The sequence below is a fragment of the Acidovorax sp. genome, assembly GCF_022763525.1.
GTDB lineage: Bacteria > Pseudomonadota > Gammaproteobacteria > Burkholderiales > Burkholderiaceae_C > Acidovorax.
On record NZ_JALEGG010000168.1, the window covers coordinates 1 to 15,145 of the forward strand.

Here is a 15,145-nt window from a genome sequence, read left to right on the forward strand (position 1 = left end):
CTTGAGGTTGACCGGCTTGTAGTCGAGGCGGCTGCCTTCGCTGTACCACAGGGTGTGCTTCATCCACTCCTTGTCGTTGCGGCCCAGCGGGAACTCGGGATGGTCGGCAGGGTGTTCGTAGTCGTACACCGTGTGGGCGCCACGGCATTCCTTGCGGGCGGCGGCGGACACCATGGTGGCCTGCGCCACTTCGATCAGGTTGTCCACTTCCAGCGCTTCGATGCGGGCCGTGTTGAACACCTTGGACTTGTCCTTGAGCGTCACGCCCGCCACGCTGGCGCGGATGTCGGCGATCTTCTTGACGCCTTCGTCCATGCTGGCCTGGGTGCGGAACACGCCGGCGTGCTGCTGCATGGTGGAGCGGATGTCGCCCGCCACGCGCTGGGCGTAAACACCGTCGGTGGACTTGTCGAGCTGGTTCAGGCGCTCGAGGGTGCGGTCAGCCGCGTCCTTGGGCAGGGGCTTGTGCTCCTTGTTCTTGTTGTTGAACTCGACAATGTGGCGGCCGGCGGCCTTGCCGAACACCAGCAGGTCCAGCAGCGAGTTGGTGCCCAGGCGGTTGGCGCCGTGCACCGACACGCAGGCGCATTCGCCCACGGCATACAGGCCGTTGACCACCTCGTTGTGCACGCCGTTGGCCTGGCGCACGACCTGGCCGTTGATGTTGGTGGGCACGCCACCCATCTGGTAGTGGATGGTGGGCACCACAGGAATCGGCTCCTTGGTGATGTCCACGTTGGCGAAGTTGACGCCGATTTCGTACACCGAGGGCAGGCGCTTGTGGATGGTGTCGGCGCCCAGGTGGTCGAGCTTGAGCAGCACGTAGTCCTTGTTGGGGCCGCAGCCACGGCCTTCCTTGATTTCCTGGTCCATCGAGCGGGACACGAAGTCGCGCGGGGCCAGATCCTTCAGCGTGGGGGCGTAGCGCTCCATGAAGCGCTCGCCATTGCTGTTGAGCAGGATGGCGCCTTCGCCGCGGCAGCCTTCGGTCAGCAGCACGCCCGCGCCGGCCACGCCGGTGGGGTGGAACTGCCAGAACTCCATGTCCTGTAGCGCGATGCCGGCACGTGCGGCCATGCCCAGGCCGTCGCCGGTGTTGATGAAGGCATTGGTCGACGCGGCAAAGATGCGGCCGGCACCGCCGGTGGCCAGCAGCACGGTCTTGGCTTCCAGGATGTACAGATCGCCGGTTTCCATCTCCAGCGCCGTCACGCCCACCACGTCGCCATCGGCGTCGCGGATCAGGTCGAGGGCCATCCACTCTACGAAGAAGTTGGTCTTGGCCTTCACGTTCTGCTGGTACAGCGTGTGCAGCATGGCGTGGCCGGTGCGGTCGGCCGCGGCGCAGGCGCGCTGCACGGGCTTTTCACCGTAGTTGGCCGTGTGGCCGCCGAAGGGGCGCTGGTAGATCGTGCCGTCGGGGTTGCGGTCGAACGGCATGCCGAAGTGTTCCAGCTCGTACACCACCTTGGGTGCTTCGCGGCACATGAACTCGATGGCGTCCTGGTCGCCCAGCCAGTCGGAGCCCTTGATGGTGTCGTAGAAGTGGTAGTGCCAGTTGTCCTCGGACATGTTGCCGAGCGACGCGGACACGCCGCCCTGTGCCGCCACGGTGTGCGAGCGGGTGGGGAATACCTTGGACAGCGAGGCCACGTTCAGGCCCGCGCGGGAGAGTTCAAGCGCGGCGCGCATGCCGGAGCCGCCGGCGCCGACGATGACGACGTCGAACTTGCGCTTGGTGATGTTAGCGTTGGTGTAGCTCATTGTTTTATGCCTTCAGTCGCGGGGATCAATCAGAGACGCCACAGAACCTGGATACCCCAGCCAGCGCAGCCGACCAGCCAGACGATGGTGAACACCTGCAGCAGCAGGCGCACGCCCACGGGCTTGATGTAGTCCATGAAGATGTCGCGCATGCCCACCCACACGTGCCACGCCAGGGCCACGATGACGGAGAAGGTCAGCACCTTCATCCACTGGGCAGAAAAGATGCCAGCCCACAAGTCGTAGCCGATGGGGCCCTTGGTGAAGATGACCTGCGCCAGGATCACCAGGGTGAAAAGGGCCATCAGGCCAGCCGTGACGCGCTGGCTGAGCCAGTCGCGCAGGCCATAGTGGGCGCCGACGACGACGCGCTTGGAACCGTAATTGACGGACATGAATCTTTCCTCTCGTTCTTCGGTGGCTCGCCAAGGGCAAGCTGCCTTTGGTCTGGTGGGTGGGTGATCAGTAGAGGCCGAACAGCTTGGCGCCGAGCACCAGGGTGAGGCCGATGCTCACGGCCAGCACGAACACGGCGGAGCTCTTGCCGAATTGCTTGTTGACGGCGCTGTGGCTCACGTCCATCCACAGGTGGCGCAGGCCAGCGATGAAGTGGTGCAGGTAGGCCCAGATCAGCGCTAACACCACCAGCTTGAGGAACCAGCCCGGAACGAAGCCAATGCCTGCAATGAATGCCGCCTTGAACTTGCCGAACGAAATTTCAGACGACACCGACGTGTCGAACATCCAGATGATGAAGGGCAGCAGCAGGAACATGATCAGCCCGCTGGCGCGGTGCAGAATCGACACCCAGCCTGCGGGCGGCAAGCGGTAGGTGGTCAGGTCCTTGAAGGCATTGATGTTGCGGAATTCAGGCCGTTTCTTGGCGAGTTCGGTCATGTTGGGTGCTTTCGTGGATGTAACTGCTTTGTAATTTCGGCAGGCAAAGAACGCAAAATTCTATTGCAACGCAACAAGGTAGGTGACGGGGTCAACTCAATGATTGATGTTTCCGCTGGGTTGCCAGGGTGGCGTCAGCTCAGTTCGTTACGGTAGTGGTGCGTGTCGGTGAGGTACAGGCCCCGCCGTAACTCCATCGGAACGTCGTTGTAGGTGTATGCGATGCGTTCCACGCTCAACAGCGGCGTGGCCTGCGGGACCTGCAACATGGCTGCCTGGTCCGCGTCGGGCAGGACGGCGCGGATTTTCTCCTCCGCACGTACCATGCGCACGCCATAGTCGAGCTCGAACATGGCGTAGGTGGGACCCTGGTAGTTGGCGAGCTGATCGGCCGTCAGGCCTTTGAAAGCGTGGCCGGGCAGCCAGATGTCTTCCAGGATGGTGGGCACGCCTGCAAACGCGAGGACGCGCCGCGCCTGGACCACCGCGTCGCCGCTGCGCAGCGCCAGGGCGCGTGCCACATCGGCGCTGGCGCGCACACGGCGACAATCGATCACCTTGCGCTGTGCCGGCCCTTCCACGCGGGCATCGCCGGTGTCTGGCATCAGCTTGAGGAAGCGGTACTGCACCTGCTGTTCGGCATGGGTGGCCACGAAGGTTCCCTTGCCCTGGCGCCGCATCAGGAGGTTTTCTGCGGCCAGTTCGTCGATGGCCTTGCGGACGGTGCCCTGGCTCACCCGAAATCGAGCGGCCAGTTCCATCTCGCTCGGGATCGACTCGCCGGGCTTCCATTCGCCTTGCTGCAGGCTTTGCAGGATGAGCCCCTTGATCTGCTGGTACAGCGGACTGAACGCTGGCGTAGCGGTTCCCGCAGTGCCTGCGCTGGCCAAAGGCTGTGCGGGATGGTCGGCGTTGAGCGGAAGCGAGGACATGGCGATGAGGAAAGTGGCGTGCTTCGCAGGGTGGGGAGGGGGCTTCTCCGGAACGTCCAATCATATCTTATATAAGACATAAGACAAATTGACCGGTGTGCCCAATCGGCGGTACACTCCAAGGCTGTTTTGCGGGGCACGGGCTGCTGGTAACAGGCGCTGGTGCTTGCGTTGCACACACACCTGTTTTCCTCACTTCCCTGGAGTTCTCACCATGAGCAAGAAGCCCGTTCGCGTTGCCGTCACCGGTGCCGCTGGTCAAATCGGTTACGCCCTGCTGTTCCGCATCGCCTCCGGCGAAATGCTGGGCAAGGATCAGCCCGTCATCCTGCAATTGCTGGAAATTCCCGACGAAAAGGCCCAAAAGGCGCTCAAGGGCGTGATGATGGAGCTGGACGACTGCGCTTTCCCGCTGCTGGTGGAAATGACCGCCCACGGCGACCCCATGACCGCCTTCAAGGATGCCGACTACGCCCTGCTGGTGGGTTCGCGCCCCCGTGGTCCCGGCATGGAACGTGCCGAACTGCTGGCCGTCAATGGCGCCATCTTCACGGCCCAGGGCAAGGCCCTGAACGCCGTGGCTTCGCGTGACGTGAAGGTGCTGGTCGTGGGCAACCCTGCCAACACCAACGCCTACATCGCCATGAAGTCGGCGCCTGACCTGCCCCGCAAGAACTTCACCGCCATGCTGCGCCTGGACCACAACCGCGCTGCCAGCCAGATTGCTGCCAAGACCGGCAAGCCTGTGGCCAACATCGAAAAGCTGACCGTGTGGGGCAACCACTCGCCCACGATGTACGCCGACTACCGTTTCGCCACCATCAACGGCGAAAGCGTTGCCAAGATGATCAACGACCAGGAATGGAACGCCAACACCTTCCTGCCGACCGTGGGCAAGCGCGGTGCCGCCATCATTGAAGCGCGCGGCCTGTCGTCGGCTGCCTCGGCTGCCAATGCCGCCATCGATCACATGCGCGACTGGGCCCTGGGTACCAACGGCAAGTGGGTCACCATGGGTGTGCCATCGGACGGCCAGTACGGCATCCCCAAGGATGTGATGTTCGGCTTCCCCGTCACCTGCGAAAACGGCGAATACAAGGTCGTGGAAGGCCTGGAGATCGACGCCTTCTCGCAAGAGCGCATCAACATCACGCTGGCTGAGCTGCAAGGCGAGCAAGACGGCGTCAAGCACCTGCTGTAAATCAGGGTGAGCGCCATGCAGCCGACGCCCCAGGCATCGGGCCATCAGGCCGCCCGGGCCCCTGTGCAGGGGCCGGGCGCTGCACCACCCCATCCACGCGATGTGCTGCTGGGCGCCCAGGCGCAGACCGGTTTTTTGCCGGTGTGCGACCATTACAGCGGTGTCGAGGCACGCATGCGCAAGAGCCTGCAACTGCAGGCCGAAATGACGCAGGAGTTCGGTACCTGCGTTTTTGATGTCACCCTCGATTGCGAAGATGGTGCTCCGGTGGGGCTCGAAGCCGATCACGCCCGGCTGGTTGCCAGCTTGGCCGTGGGCGCGGCGCCCGGTGCCCGCGTGGCGGCCCGGGTCCACCCGGTGGACCACCCCGCCTTCGCCAGCGATGTCGCCACGATCGTGGGCGAAGCGGGCCACCGGCTCAGCCACCTCATGGTGCCCAAGGTGGAATCGGTGGACGATGTGTTGAAGGCAGAACGGGCTCTGGAGAAAGCCTCTGCCACACCCCCGCCGCTGCACGTCCTCATCGAGTCGCCAGCTGCAGTGCACCGTGCTTTTGAGATTGCCGCGCACCCGCGCGTGCAGAGCCTGAGCTTTGGCCTGATGGATTTCGTGTCGGCCCATGGGGGCGCCATCCCGGCAGAGGGGATGACTTCGGCAGGGCAGTTTTCCCATCCGCTCGTGGTGCGTGCCAAGCTGGAGATTGCTGCCGCCTGCCATGCCCACGGCAAGGTGCCCTCGCACTGCGTGGTGACCGAGTTCACCGATGCGGCGGCCATGCAAGGCGCCGCCAGCCGGGCTGCGCGGGAGCTGGGCTACACCCGCATGTGGAGCATTCATCCCGCACAGATCCGGCCCATCCTGCAAGCCTTCGCGCCGCGGCAGGATGACATTGAGATTGCTTCAAAAATAATAGCAGCTGCCGCTCATGCTGATTGGGCTCCCATCAGTTTTGAAGGTGTACTGCATGACCGCGCCAGCTACCGCTTCTACTGGCAGGTCCTCGAGCGCGCCCACCGCACCGGGCGCACACTACCGCTCGGCGTGCGCCATTGGTTTGACGCGCCGGCCTCCGTTCTCTTGTGAACATTCCAGAATCTTTCCACGCAGGACCTTCCATGAAATCCTTTATCGCCTCTGCCCTGATGCTGCTGGCCCCAGCCCTTGCCATGGCGCAAACCCCTGCCAAGGCAGACGCCAAGCCTGAAACCAAGGCGACCGCCAAACCGGCTTCAAAGCCCGTGGCGAAGTCGGCCAAGGCGACCGAAAAGACTGCCGACAAGGCGCCTGCCGCCAAGAAATCTGCGGTGGCCAAGACCGAAGGCACCAGCAGCCGCACCCAGCTCAAGAGCGCGGCCAACCAAGCGGCGGCCGGCATCATCGCTGCCGAAGCCGCCCTGACACCCGAAGAGCTGGCCATTGCCGAACGCGTGCACGTGGGCCGCATCCCCTGCGAACTCGGCGCCTACGTCACCGTGACGGCCGAGCCCGCAAGCCCGGGTCACTTCCATGTGGAAGGCAAGGGCTTCAAGTATTTCATGGCCCCGGTGGCCACCACCACGGGCACGGTCCGCCTGGAGGATCAAAAGGGTGGTGCGGTCTGGCTGCAGATCGCCAACAAATCCATGCTGATGAACCAGAAGCTGGGCCAACGCCTGGCCGACGAATGCATGAGCCCGCAGCAGGTGGTGGTGGCCGAGGCCATCAAGAAGAACCCGCCCGTGAGCGTGCTGGAGCCGCTGAAGTAAGTCCGAGCTCGCTCCGAACGGAAAACCACTGCACGACCTGTGCGTGAGGTGCGCAGCGGGTCAACCACGCCGCGCACAGCGCGCCGCCCCACTTTAGAACGCAACCCGGAGAAAAATGATGTTGAAAGCCTACCGTGACCACGTGGCCGAGCGCGCCGCCCTCGGCATTCCGCCCCTGCCGCTGACCGCCAAGCAGACGAGCGAACTGATCGAACTGCTCAAGAACCCTCCCGCAGGCGAAGAGGCCACGCTGGTGGACCTGATCACGCACCGCGTGCCGGCTGGCGTGGACGATGCCGCCAAGGTCAAGGCCAGCTACCTGGCGGCTGTGGCGCACGGCACTGAAGTGTGCAAGCTGATCGGCCGCGAGAAGGCCACGCAGCTGCTGGGCACCATGCTGGGCGGCTACAACCTCACGCCCCTGATCGACCTGCTGGACGACGCGGCCGTGGCCTCGGTGGCTGCCGAAGGCCTCAAGAAGACGCTGCTCATGTTCGACCAGTTCCATGACGTGAAGGAAAAGGCCGACAAGGGCAACACCTTCGCCAAGGACGTGCTGCAAAGCTGGGCCGATGCCGAATGGTTCACCAGCCGCCCCGAAGTGCCCCAGAGCATCAAGCTCACCGTGTTCAAGGTCACGGGCGAAACCAACACCGACGACCTGTCGCCCGCGCCCGACGCCTGGAGCCGTCCCGACATCCCGCTGCATGCCCTGGCCATGCTCAAGAACAAGCGTGATGGCATCACGCCCGAGGAAGACGGCAAGCGTGGCCCGGTGAAGTTCATCGAAGACCTGCGCGCCAAGGGCAACCTGGTGGCCTACGTGGGTGACGTGGTGGGCACCGGTTCCAGCCGCAAGTCGGCCACCAACAGCGTGCTGTGGTTCACGGGTGAAGACATCCCCTTTGTGCCCAACAAGCGCTTTGGCGGCGTGTGCCTGGGCGGCAAGATCGCTCCGATCTTCTACAACACCATGGAAGATGCCGGCGCACTCCCCATCGAGCTCGACGTGAGCCAGATGAACATGGGCGACGAGATCGAACTGCTGCCCTACGCTGGCAAGGCGCTCAAGGACGGCAACGTGATCGCCGAGTTCGAAGTCAAGAGCGAAGTGCTGTTTGACGAAGTGCGTGCCGGCGGCCGCATTCCGCTGATCATCGGCCGTGGCCTCACCGCCAAGGCGCGCGAGGCCCTGGGCCTGCCACCTTCCACGCTGTTCCGCCTGCCGCAGCAGCCCGCTGCCACGGGCAAGGGCTTCACACTGGCCCAGAAGATGGTCGGCCGCGCCTGCGGCCTGCCCGAAGGCCAGGGCGTGCTGCCCGGCACCTATTGCGAGCCGCGCATGACCTCGGTGGGCTCGCAGGACACCACCGGCCCCATGACCCGCGACGAACTGAAGGACCTGGCGTGCCTCGGCTTCAGCTCCGATTTGGTCATGCAGTCCTTCTGCCACACGGCTGCCTACCCCAAGCCAGTGGACGTGAAGATGCACCACGAACTGCCTGACTTCATCAGCACGCGCGGCGGTATTTCGCTCAAGCCTGGCGACGGCATCATCCACAGCTGGCTCAACCGCATGCTACTGCCCGACACCGTGGGCACGGGCGGCGACTCGCACACCCGCTTCCCCATCGGCATCAGCTTCCCCGCGGGCTCCGGCTTGGTGGCTTTCGCTGCGGCCACGGGCGTGATGCCCCTGGACATGCCTGAGTCGGTGCTGGTGCGTTTCAAGGGCCAGATGCAGCCCGGCGTTACGCTGCGCGACCTGGTGCATGCCATTCCGCTGTATGCCATCAAGCAAGGCCTGCTCACCGTGGCCAAGCAGGGCAAGAAGAACATCTTCTCGGGCCGCATTCTCGAAATCGAAGGCCTGCCGGACATGAAGGTCGAGCAAGCATTCGAGCTGTCCGACGCGTCGGCCGAGCGCTCTGCCGCTGGCTGCACGGTGCGCCTGAACAAGGAGCCCGTGATCGAGTACATCAACTCGAACATCGTCCTGCTCAAGAACATGATCGCCCAAGGCTATGCAGACGCCCGCACCATCGGCCGCCGCATCCAGGCCATGGAAGCTTGGCTGGCCAACCCTCAGCTGCTGGCCCCCGATGAGGATGCCGAGTACGCTGCCGTGATCGAGATCGACCTGGCCGAGATCACCGAACCCATCGTCTGCTGCCCCAACGACCCCGATGACGCCAAGACGCTGTCGGATGTGGCGGGTGCTGCCATCGACGAGGTGTTCATCGGCTCGTGCATGACCAACATCGGCCACTTCCGCGCAGCGTCGAAGCTGCTTGAAGGCAAGAAGGACATCCCCGTCAAGCTGTGGATGGCCCCGCCCACGAAGATGGATGCGCACCAGCTCACGGAAGAAGGCCACTACGGTGTGTTCGGCGCGGCCGGCGCCCGCATGGAAATGCCCGGCTGCTCGCTGTGCATGGGCAACCAGGCACAGGTGAAGGAAGGCGCTACCGTGATGTCCACCAGCACCCGCAACTTCCCCAACCGCCTGGGCAAGAACACCAACGTGTACCTGGGCTCGGCCGAACTGTCCGCCATCTGCTCCAAGCTGGGCCGTATTCCCACCAAGGAAGAGTACCTGGCCGACATCGGCGTCATCAACCAGAACGGCGACAAGATCTACAAGTACATGAATTTCGACCAGATCGCCGAGTACAAGGAAGTGGCCGACGGCGTGGCAGCCTGATCAGCCAGATCCATCTGCCTGTCGCCTACAGCGGGCGGCAGGCCAGCAAAAAGCGGCTCTTGGGAGCCGCTTTTTTTTGGCAAGACGACGATGTCATGCAACTGTCATGATCCTGTCGCTATGCTCACGGCACAAAAACAAATCGAAATGGAGGGAACATCCATGGCCAGAGAGGGAGACGGCAACACCATCAAAATCCGCAGCGTGGGGGCAGGCATTGGCGCACTGCTGTTCAGCGCGCTCTTCGCAGTCGTCTTTGGACTGGGCGGCTACCATGTGGGGCTCAAGCCTTTGGTCCACACCCTGCAAACCGCCTTGCAGGTGCGCGGCTGGCACCCGGTGCAGGCTGAAGTCCTGTCGGTCCAGCTCAAGACGCACCGCGGCAGTGAAGGCCCGACCTACGAGGCGCAGACCCGCTACCGCTACCAGGTCGCGGGCAAAGACTACGAGAGCACCCGTGTCGGCCTGGACGCGCTGAGCAACAGCGACAACATCGACGACTGGCACCGCCAATGGGTGGGGCGCCTGCAAACTGCGCAGGCTGCGGGACAGCGCATCACGGTCTGGGTGAATCCCGATGACCCATCACAGTCGCTCATCGATCGCTCGGTACGCTGGTCCCTGCAGATTTTCCGCTTGCCCTTCGCCCTCGTCTTCACCGGAGTGGGGCTGGTAGCGGCCTGGTTTTTTCTGCGCACCTTGCTGGGCCTCTTCAAGCCCGCGGATTCTGCGTCCGAGGAGCGCGGCAGCGACTTCGCGCAAGCGCACGGTTTGGAAGGGGTTAGCCAGTCCAAGGGGGGCGTGTCTGGCGGCTCTTCGGGCGCCATCTGGCTGTTCACCATCTTCTGGTGTGGCATCGCCTTTCCCATGGCGGCCTTGTTCTGGACCACGTCTGGCACGCCCTGGTTCGCCAAGGCCTTCATTTCCATCTTTGTGGTGGTTGGGCTGGCGCTGCTGGCATTTTCGGTTCGACAGACTTACCTGGGGTGGCGGTACGCGGGTTCTTCGCTGACCACGCTGCCTTCCCACCCGCGCGCAGGCCATCCTGTTGAAGTGACACTGTTGCTGCCGGCGCGGGCCGCGGCCGCCTGCCCGCAGGGACAAGGACTGCAACTGCGGCTGGCGCACTACCGTGTGGACGAGTCCAGCTCCGGCTCGCCTGAACGCTGTGTGGAGTCCTTTACCGAGGGGGCACGGGTGCAGCCCACGGCCGACGGAGGGCTGAGGCTGGTTGCGCGCTTCGCCGTGCCGCCGGATGCACCGCCGCACGGCAGCCGCCGCTCCGGTGAACGTGTGGATTGGCGGGTGGAAATGCTGCCCACGCCCGGCGGCACGGCCGAACTGAGTTATGAGCTGCCTGTGCAAGCTGCGCAGCACACATCGAACAGCGACGCATCGTCCGACCGATTCGACCGGCGCGCGGCCTGGAAGCAGGTGGTTCCGATTGTTCCCTTGAGCGAACTGGAGGGTGCAGAAGAGGAGATTCCCCTGGTGCTTCCGCCTTCCGTCACGCTGCAGGAATCCTCGCAGGCCTGGCAGTACGAGTTCACCCAGAGCGGTTGGCGCTGGGCCGCAGGTCTCGTGTTGGCGGGGCTGGCGCTGGAGGCAGGCGTCAATGGCCGATTGGGAATTCATGGCCTTCTGCTGCCCCCTGGCGTTCTGGCTGCAGTTGGATGGATTGCGCTGGCGGCCTTTGCCTTGCACGCGGCCACCCGGCGTTGGACCCTCACCGTCCACGACGAAGGGATCACGGCTTGCCGTCATTCCTGGCTCTGGTCGCGCGCCGATCTCATGCCCGGCGATGCCAGCCGCAGCTTGGTGCACAAGCTGCTGTATTCCACTGGCAGTGGCGCAAGCGAACAACGCTACCACGCCGTCTATGCGCGTGATGCCGCAGGCGCCCTAGTCCGCCTGACTCCCGGCTTGGCGGGCGAAGGTGCGGCCACTACGCTCGGGCAATCAGTGGCGCGGGCCTGGTCCCACCGTCGCGGCCGGTTCGCTGCAGGGATGCAACGGTCCAGGCGAGTCCAGCACTCACGCCCGGCCTTGGGGGCTCTGGTGGTGCTGGCCCTTGTTGCCTGGTGGTTCTGGGTCCCTGCGCCGAGCAACACCGCTCACCGCACGGCGGCTGCTGAAGGAGTGAGCCGTGGGGCGGCGGAAAGTGCGACGTCGTATTCCTCAGTGGATGAACGCTTGCTGGATGCGCAAGACGCAGGCGATGCCACCGCGCTGCGGGGCGCGCTGGCTGAGGGCGCCAACCCCAACCTGCTGGCTCCCAATGGGTCCAGCATGCTCATGCTGGCTGCGCACCGAGGACAACTGGAGCACATTGATGCGCTGTTGAGCGCCGGGGCGCAGCCCGATCTGCGCCAGACGCAGAAAGACAGCGAGCGCGGGGACACCGCGCTGCTGCGCGCCTTCTATGGAGGCCACCTCGCGGCCGCACGCCGTCTGGTGCAGGCAGGTGCCAGTCTGGCGGCCCGCAATCGATGGGACTGGGGGGCCGTGCACATGGCCGCATAAAGCGGCTGTGTGCCGTGCCTGCAGTGGCTGGCCGAACAAGGACAGTCACTGGACGAGCCCGCACCTGCCAGCCGAGGCGAGACGCCCGCGATGCTGGCTGCCGCCAAAGGGCGTGTCCAAGCGCTGGAATGGTTCGAATTGCAGGGAGTGGATCTTTGGCGCAAGGATCCGCATGGCAAGAACGCGCTGGATTGGGCGCGCTTTGGCCAGCAGCAGGAAGCGGAGCGCTGGCTGGCGCAGCGCCAGCGTTGAGACTCGGTTGACGCCAGGGGCCGAGGGCTGCAAGGCTGAAGACACCGTTGAGGTCTTGCCCGCCGGGACCTCAGCCGGGGCGGAACGTTCGCGCGGCGCCATACTCAGAGCTCAAAAAATACCAATCACCACCAAGATCCCGCCCCTCCATGTTCAAGTCATTCTTTTTGGCCCGCCGGTGGTGGGCCTGGTCTCTTTTGGGCTCCATCGCGATCGTGCTGGCCACCGGCTACCGGGTCCAGCTCGACGTGCAAATCAACGACTGGTTTGGCAGCTTCTACGACCTGATCCAGGAAGCGCTGGGCAAGCCCGGCAGCATCACGGCCGAGCAGTTCTGGGGCCAGCTCTCCACCTTTGCGCGCATCGCCATGATCTATGTGACGACGGCGGTGCTGGTGGACTTCTTCAGCAAGCATTACATCTTCCGCTGGCGGCAGGCCATGAATGAGTACTACATGGCTGCCTGGCCGCGCCTGCGCCACATCGAGGGTGCTGCCCAGCGCGTGCAGGAGGACACCATGCGCTTTGCCCGCACCATGGAAGACCTGGGGCTGAGTTTCATGCGCAGCCTCATGACGCTGGCGGCCTTTTTGCCGGTGCTATGGGCGCTCTCGGACAAGGTCACGGCGCTGCCGCTGATCGGTGCCGTGCCACATGCGCTGGTGTGGGTGGCGCTGGCCTGGTCGCTGGGCGGCACGCTGCTGCTGGCCTGTGTGGGGGTGAAGCTGCCGGGGCTGGAGTTTCACAACCAGCGCGTGGAGGCGGCCTATCGCAAGGAACTGGTGCTGGGCGAGGACGACCCTGCGCGTGCTGCGCCGCCCACGGCGGCTGAGCTGTTTGCGGCCGTGCGGCGCAACTACTTCCGGCTGTTCTTCCACTACCTGTATTTCGACGTGGTGAAGTGGTCGTACCTGCAGGTGAGCGTGCTGGTGCCGCTGATCGCACTCGGCCCCACGCTGATCGCAGGTGCCATCACGCTGGGGGTGATGCAGCAGATTGCGCGGGCGTTCGACAAGGTGCTGGAGTCGTTCCAGTTCTTGGTGCTCAACTGGAGCACGGTGGTGGAGCAGATATCGATCTACAAGCGCCTGCGGGCGTTTGAGCGGCAGATGCAGGAGGCCGCACCGGCCGCTGCTTAGGGCCGGCGGCGCGCTACCGCACCTGCTTCTTTTCGAGCTTGCGGGTGAGCGTGCGCCGGTGCATGCCCAGGCGCCGGGCCGCTTCGGACAGGTTGAAGCCCGTCTCGGCCAGCACCTCGTTGATGCGTTCCCACTCCAGCGTCTTGATGGAGCTGGAGCGGTTCGTCAGCTCCACCTCGGTGTTGCCTTCCTTGAGCCCGAAGGCCGCCTCGATGTCGTCGGTGTTGGAGGGCTTGGCCAGGTAGTGGCAGGCGCCCAGCTTCACGGCCTCGACTGCCGTGGCAATGCTGGCAAACCCAGTCAGCACCACGATGAGCATGTCGGCATCGGCCGCGTGCAGCCGCTGCACGCAGGCCAGGCCCGAGGCCTCGCCTTTGAGTTTCAGGTCTACTACCGCATAGCCCGGTGTGTGGTCGGCCAGCAGGGCTTCCACCTCGGGCAGGCTGGCGGCCTGCAGCACGCGGTAGCCGCGCCGCTCGAACGAGCGGGTGAGCGTGCGCGCAAAGGCCTCGTCGTCTTCCACGATCAGTAGCAGGCGCCCGTCGTCGTCATCGTGTGCGTTGTCTTCGGTGTGCATGGCGGGTTGGAGCAAAAGACTCTCAGCCTCTCAGGTCTTGGTGCCGGGCAGGGCAATGGCGGCCAGCGGCAGCTCGATGGTCACTTGTGCCCCGCCCTCGGGCAGGTTGCGTGCCGCCACGCTGCCGCCCAGCGTGCGGGCCACATTGAGCACCAGGTACAGGCCCAGCCCGTGGCCGGGGCGGTTCTTGGTGGACTGGTACGGGGTTCCCAATTTGGCCAGCATGTCGGGGGCAAAACCAGGGCCCCGGTCCGTCACGGTGATGTTCAGCACATCGGCATTGCGCGTGACGGCCAGGCGCACCCAGTCGGGCGAGGCGTCGCGGGCATTGTCCAGCACGTTGAAAACCATCTGCTGCAGTGTGGTGTCCGACACCATGGGCGTGTCGGCGCCGAACTGGTTGTCGTATTCGAACGTGGGCATCGAGCGGGTACCGCGCCACTCGCGCGCCAGCGCATCGACAAAGGTGCACACGGTGGTCTGCACCGACTCCTCGCCACGCGCTTCGCCCGCCGACAGCAGGATGCCGCTCACGATGCTCTTGCAGCGCTGCACCTGGGCCTGCATCTCGCGGATGTCCTCTTGCAGCGGGGTGCTGTCGGCCAGGCGCTTGTCGTGCTGCCAGTCGCCCAGGATCACGGCCAGGGTGGACAGCGGCGTGCCCAGCTCGTGCGCCGCCCCCGAGGCCAGCAGCCCCATGCGCACGATGTGTTCTTCTTCCACACGGCGGCGGCGTGCGGCGGCCAGGCGTGCGTCGCGCTCGCGCAGGTTCAGGTTGATGCGGGTGATGAACACCACCACCAGCGTGGCGTTCAGCACAAAACACACCAGCAGGCCCAGCACATACAGGCTGGAAAGCCCCTGGTGCAGGTCCTGCGGCAGATCCAGCGGCAGGTGGTGTGTGGCTAGCACCGCAAAACACAGCAGCGTGATGACGACGATGGACCAGATGTAGGCCCCGCGCAGCAGCACGGCGCCGATGGTGATCTGCAGCAGGTACAGGAACACAAAGGGGTTGGTGGTGCCGCCGCTCAGGTACAGCTGCACGGTGAGCACGGCCACGTCGATCAGCAGGGCCAGGAACAGCTCGATGGTCCGCACCATGACCCCCGTGCGCAGCCGCAGCAGGCTCACCACGTTGAACATGGCCAGGCAGCCCACCACCAGCAGCATCTCGCGCAGCGGCAGGGTCAGGTTCAGGCTGTAGTGCGCCATCTCGATGGTGAACACCTGGCCCACCACGGCAATCCAGCGCAGCTCGATGAGCTGCTGCAGGTTCTTGATGCCCGCTGCTGCGTCGGCCGCACGCGGGCTGCGTTGCTGCTGTTGCTGCGGCGTGGTGGTGGGTTCTGCGCGCGGGGTGGGGGTCATGGGTGGTGGCTGGCGGGCTATGGGGCGCTGCGGGCATCGC

Annotated in this window: 13 protein-coding genes; 7 read left to right on the forward strand and 6 right to left on the reverse strand. The window is 64.7% G+C overall.

Annotation, left to right across the window (positions count from 1 at the left end):
• From sdhA to MRY84_RS13015, 4 genes are all read right to left on the reverse strand, one after another.
• The coding region (gene sdhA / locus MRY84_RS13000; protein ID WP_291506141.1) for a succinate dehydrogenase flavoprotein subunit at positions 1–1,764 on the reverse strand (1,764 nt) is incomplete at its 3' end.
• A 29-nt stretch (positions 1,765–1,793) separates the two neighbouring features.
• The gene (gene sdhD / locus MRY84_RS13005) at positions 1,794–2,159 is read right to left on the reverse strand and encodes a succinate dehydrogenase, hydrophobic membrane anchor protein (RefSeq protein WP_291506142.1); all 366 of its coding nucleotides are present in this window, start codon (positions 2,157–2,159) and stop codon (positions 1,794–1,796) included.
• A 67-nt stretch (positions 2,160–2,226) separates the two neighbouring features.
• Complete coding sequence (gene sdhC / locus MRY84_RS13010) at positions 2,227–2,661, reverse strand: succinate dehydrogenase, cytochrome b556 subunit (RefSeq protein ID WP_291506143.1); 435 nt, start codon at positions 2,659–2,661, stop codon at positions 2,227–2,229.
• A 134-nt stretch (positions 2,662–2,795) separates the two neighbouring features.
• Positions 2,796–3,593, reverse strand: a complete 798-nt coding sequence (locus MRY84_RS13015; protein ID WP_291506144.1) for a GntR family transcriptional regulator — start codon at positions 3,591–3,593, stop codon at positions 2,796–2,798.
• A gap of 214 nt (positions 3,594–3,807) precedes the next feature.
• Between MRY84_RS13015 and MRY84_RS13020 the strand changes: the two genes are divergently transcribed.
• From MRY84_RS13020 to sbmA, 7 genes are all read left to right on the forward strand, one after another.
• Positions 3,808–4,794, forward strand: a complete 987-nt coding sequence (locus MRY84_RS13020; protein ID WP_291506145.1) for a malate dehydrogenase — start codon at positions 3,808–3,810, stop codon at positions 4,792–4,794.
• Positions 4,795–4,809: 15 nt separating this feature from the next.
• The gene (locus tag MRY84_RS13025; protein ID WP_291506146.1) at positions 4,810–5,877 is read left to right on the forward strand and encodes an aldolase/citrate lyase family protein; all 1,068 of its coding nucleotides are present in this window, start codon (positions 4,810–4,812) and stop codon (positions 5,875–5,877) included.
• A 32-nt stretch (positions 5,878–5,909) separates the two neighbouring features.
• On the forward strand, positions 5,910–6,539 hold the full coding sequence (locus MRY84_RS13030) for a hypothetical protein (RefSeq protein ID WP_291506147.1): 630 nt from the start codon (positions 5,910–5,912) through the stop codon (positions 6,537–6,539).
• A gap of 118 nt (positions 6,540–6,657) precedes the next feature.
• Positions 6,658–9,243, forward strand: coding sequence for a bifunctional aconitate hydratase 2/2-methylisocitrate dehydratase (gene acnB, locus MRY84_RS13035; RefSeq protein WP_291506148.1), 2,586 nt, complete (start codon positions 6,658–6,660; stop codon positions 9,241–9,243).
• Positions 9,244–9,405: 162 nt separating this feature from the next.
• Entirely contained in the window at positions 9,406–11,766 is a 2,361-nt protein-coding gene (locus MRY84_RS13040; RefSeq protein WP_291506149.1) for a DUF3592 domain-containing protein, read from the forward strand.
• 9 nt (positions 11,767–11,775) lie between these two features.
• Positions 11,776–12,018 (forward strand): ankyrin repeat domain-containing protein, encoded by a 243-nt coding sequence (locus tag MRY84_RS13045; RefSeq protein WP_291506150.1) that lies wholly within the window; start codon positions 11,776–11,778, stop codon positions 12,016–12,018.
• A gap of 149 nt (positions 12,019–12,167) precedes the next feature.
• Positions 12,168–13,157, forward strand: coding sequence for a peptide antibiotic transporter SbmA (sbmA, locus tag MRY84_RS13050; protein ID WP_291506151.1), 990 nt, complete (start codon positions 12,168–12,170; stop codon positions 13,155–13,157).
• A 13-nt stretch (positions 13,158–13,170) separates the two neighbouring features.
• On the opposite strand, the gene MRY84_RS13055 is transcribed toward sbmA, so the two are convergent.
• Positions 13,171–13,734 (reverse strand): response regulator transcription factor, encoded by a 564-nt coding sequence (locus MRY84_RS13055; protein ID WP_142144635.1) that lies wholly within the window; start codon positions 13,732–13,734, stop codon positions 13,171–13,173.
• A gap of 30 nt (positions 13,735–13,764) precedes the next feature.
• Positions 13,765–15,105: an ATP-binding protein gene (locus MRY84_RS13060; protein ID WP_291506152.1), complete on the reverse strand. Its 1,341-nt coding sequence runs from the start codon at positions 15,103–15,105 to the stop codon at positions 13,765–13,767.
• Between the last annotated feature and the right edge of the window lie 40 nt (positions 15,106–15,145).

Coding starts and splice junctions, on each gene's coding strand:
- sdhD (WP_291506142.1), bottom strand. CDS start 2,159: ATGTCCGTCAATTACGGTTCCAAGCGCGTCGTCGTCGGCGCCCACTAT.
- sdhC (WP_291506143.1), bottom strand. CDS start 2,661: ATGACCGAACTCGCCAAGAAACGGCCTGAATTCCGCAACATCAATGCC.
- MRY84_RS13015 (WP_291506144.1), bottom strand. CDS start 3,593: ATGTCCTCGCTTCCGCTCAACGCCGACCATCCCGCACAGCCTTTGGCC.
- MRY84_RS13020 (WP_291506145.1), top strand. CDS start 3,808: ATGAGCAAGAAGCCCGTTCGCGTTGCCGTCACCGGTGCCGCTGGTCAA.
- MRY84_RS13025 (WP_291506146.1), top strand. CDS start 4,810: ATGCAGCCGACGCCCCAGGCATCGGGCCATCAGGCCGCCCGGGCCCCT.
- MRY84_RS13030 (WP_291506147.1), top strand. CDS start 5,910: ATGAAATCCTTTATCGCCTCTGCCCTGATGCTGCTGGCCCCAGCCCTT.
- acnB (WP_291506148.1), top strand. CDS start 6,658: ATGTTGAAAGCCTACCGTGACCACGTGGCCGAGCGCGCCGCCCTCGGC.
- MRY84_RS13040 (WP_291506149.1), top strand. CDS start 9,406: ATGGCCAGAGAGGGAGACGGCAACACCATCAAAATCCGCAGCGTGGGG.
- sbmA (WP_291506151.1), top strand. CDS start 12,168: ATGTTCAAGTCATTCTTTTTGGCCCGCCGGTGGTGGGCCTGGTCTCTT.
- MRY84_RS13055 (WP_142144635.1), bottom strand. CDS start 13,734: ATGCACACCGAAGACAACGCACACGATGACGACGACGGGCGCCTGCTA.
- MRY84_RS13060 (WP_291506152.1), bottom strand. CDS start 15,105: ATGACCCCCACCCCGCGCGCAGAACCCACCACCACGCCGCAGCAACAG.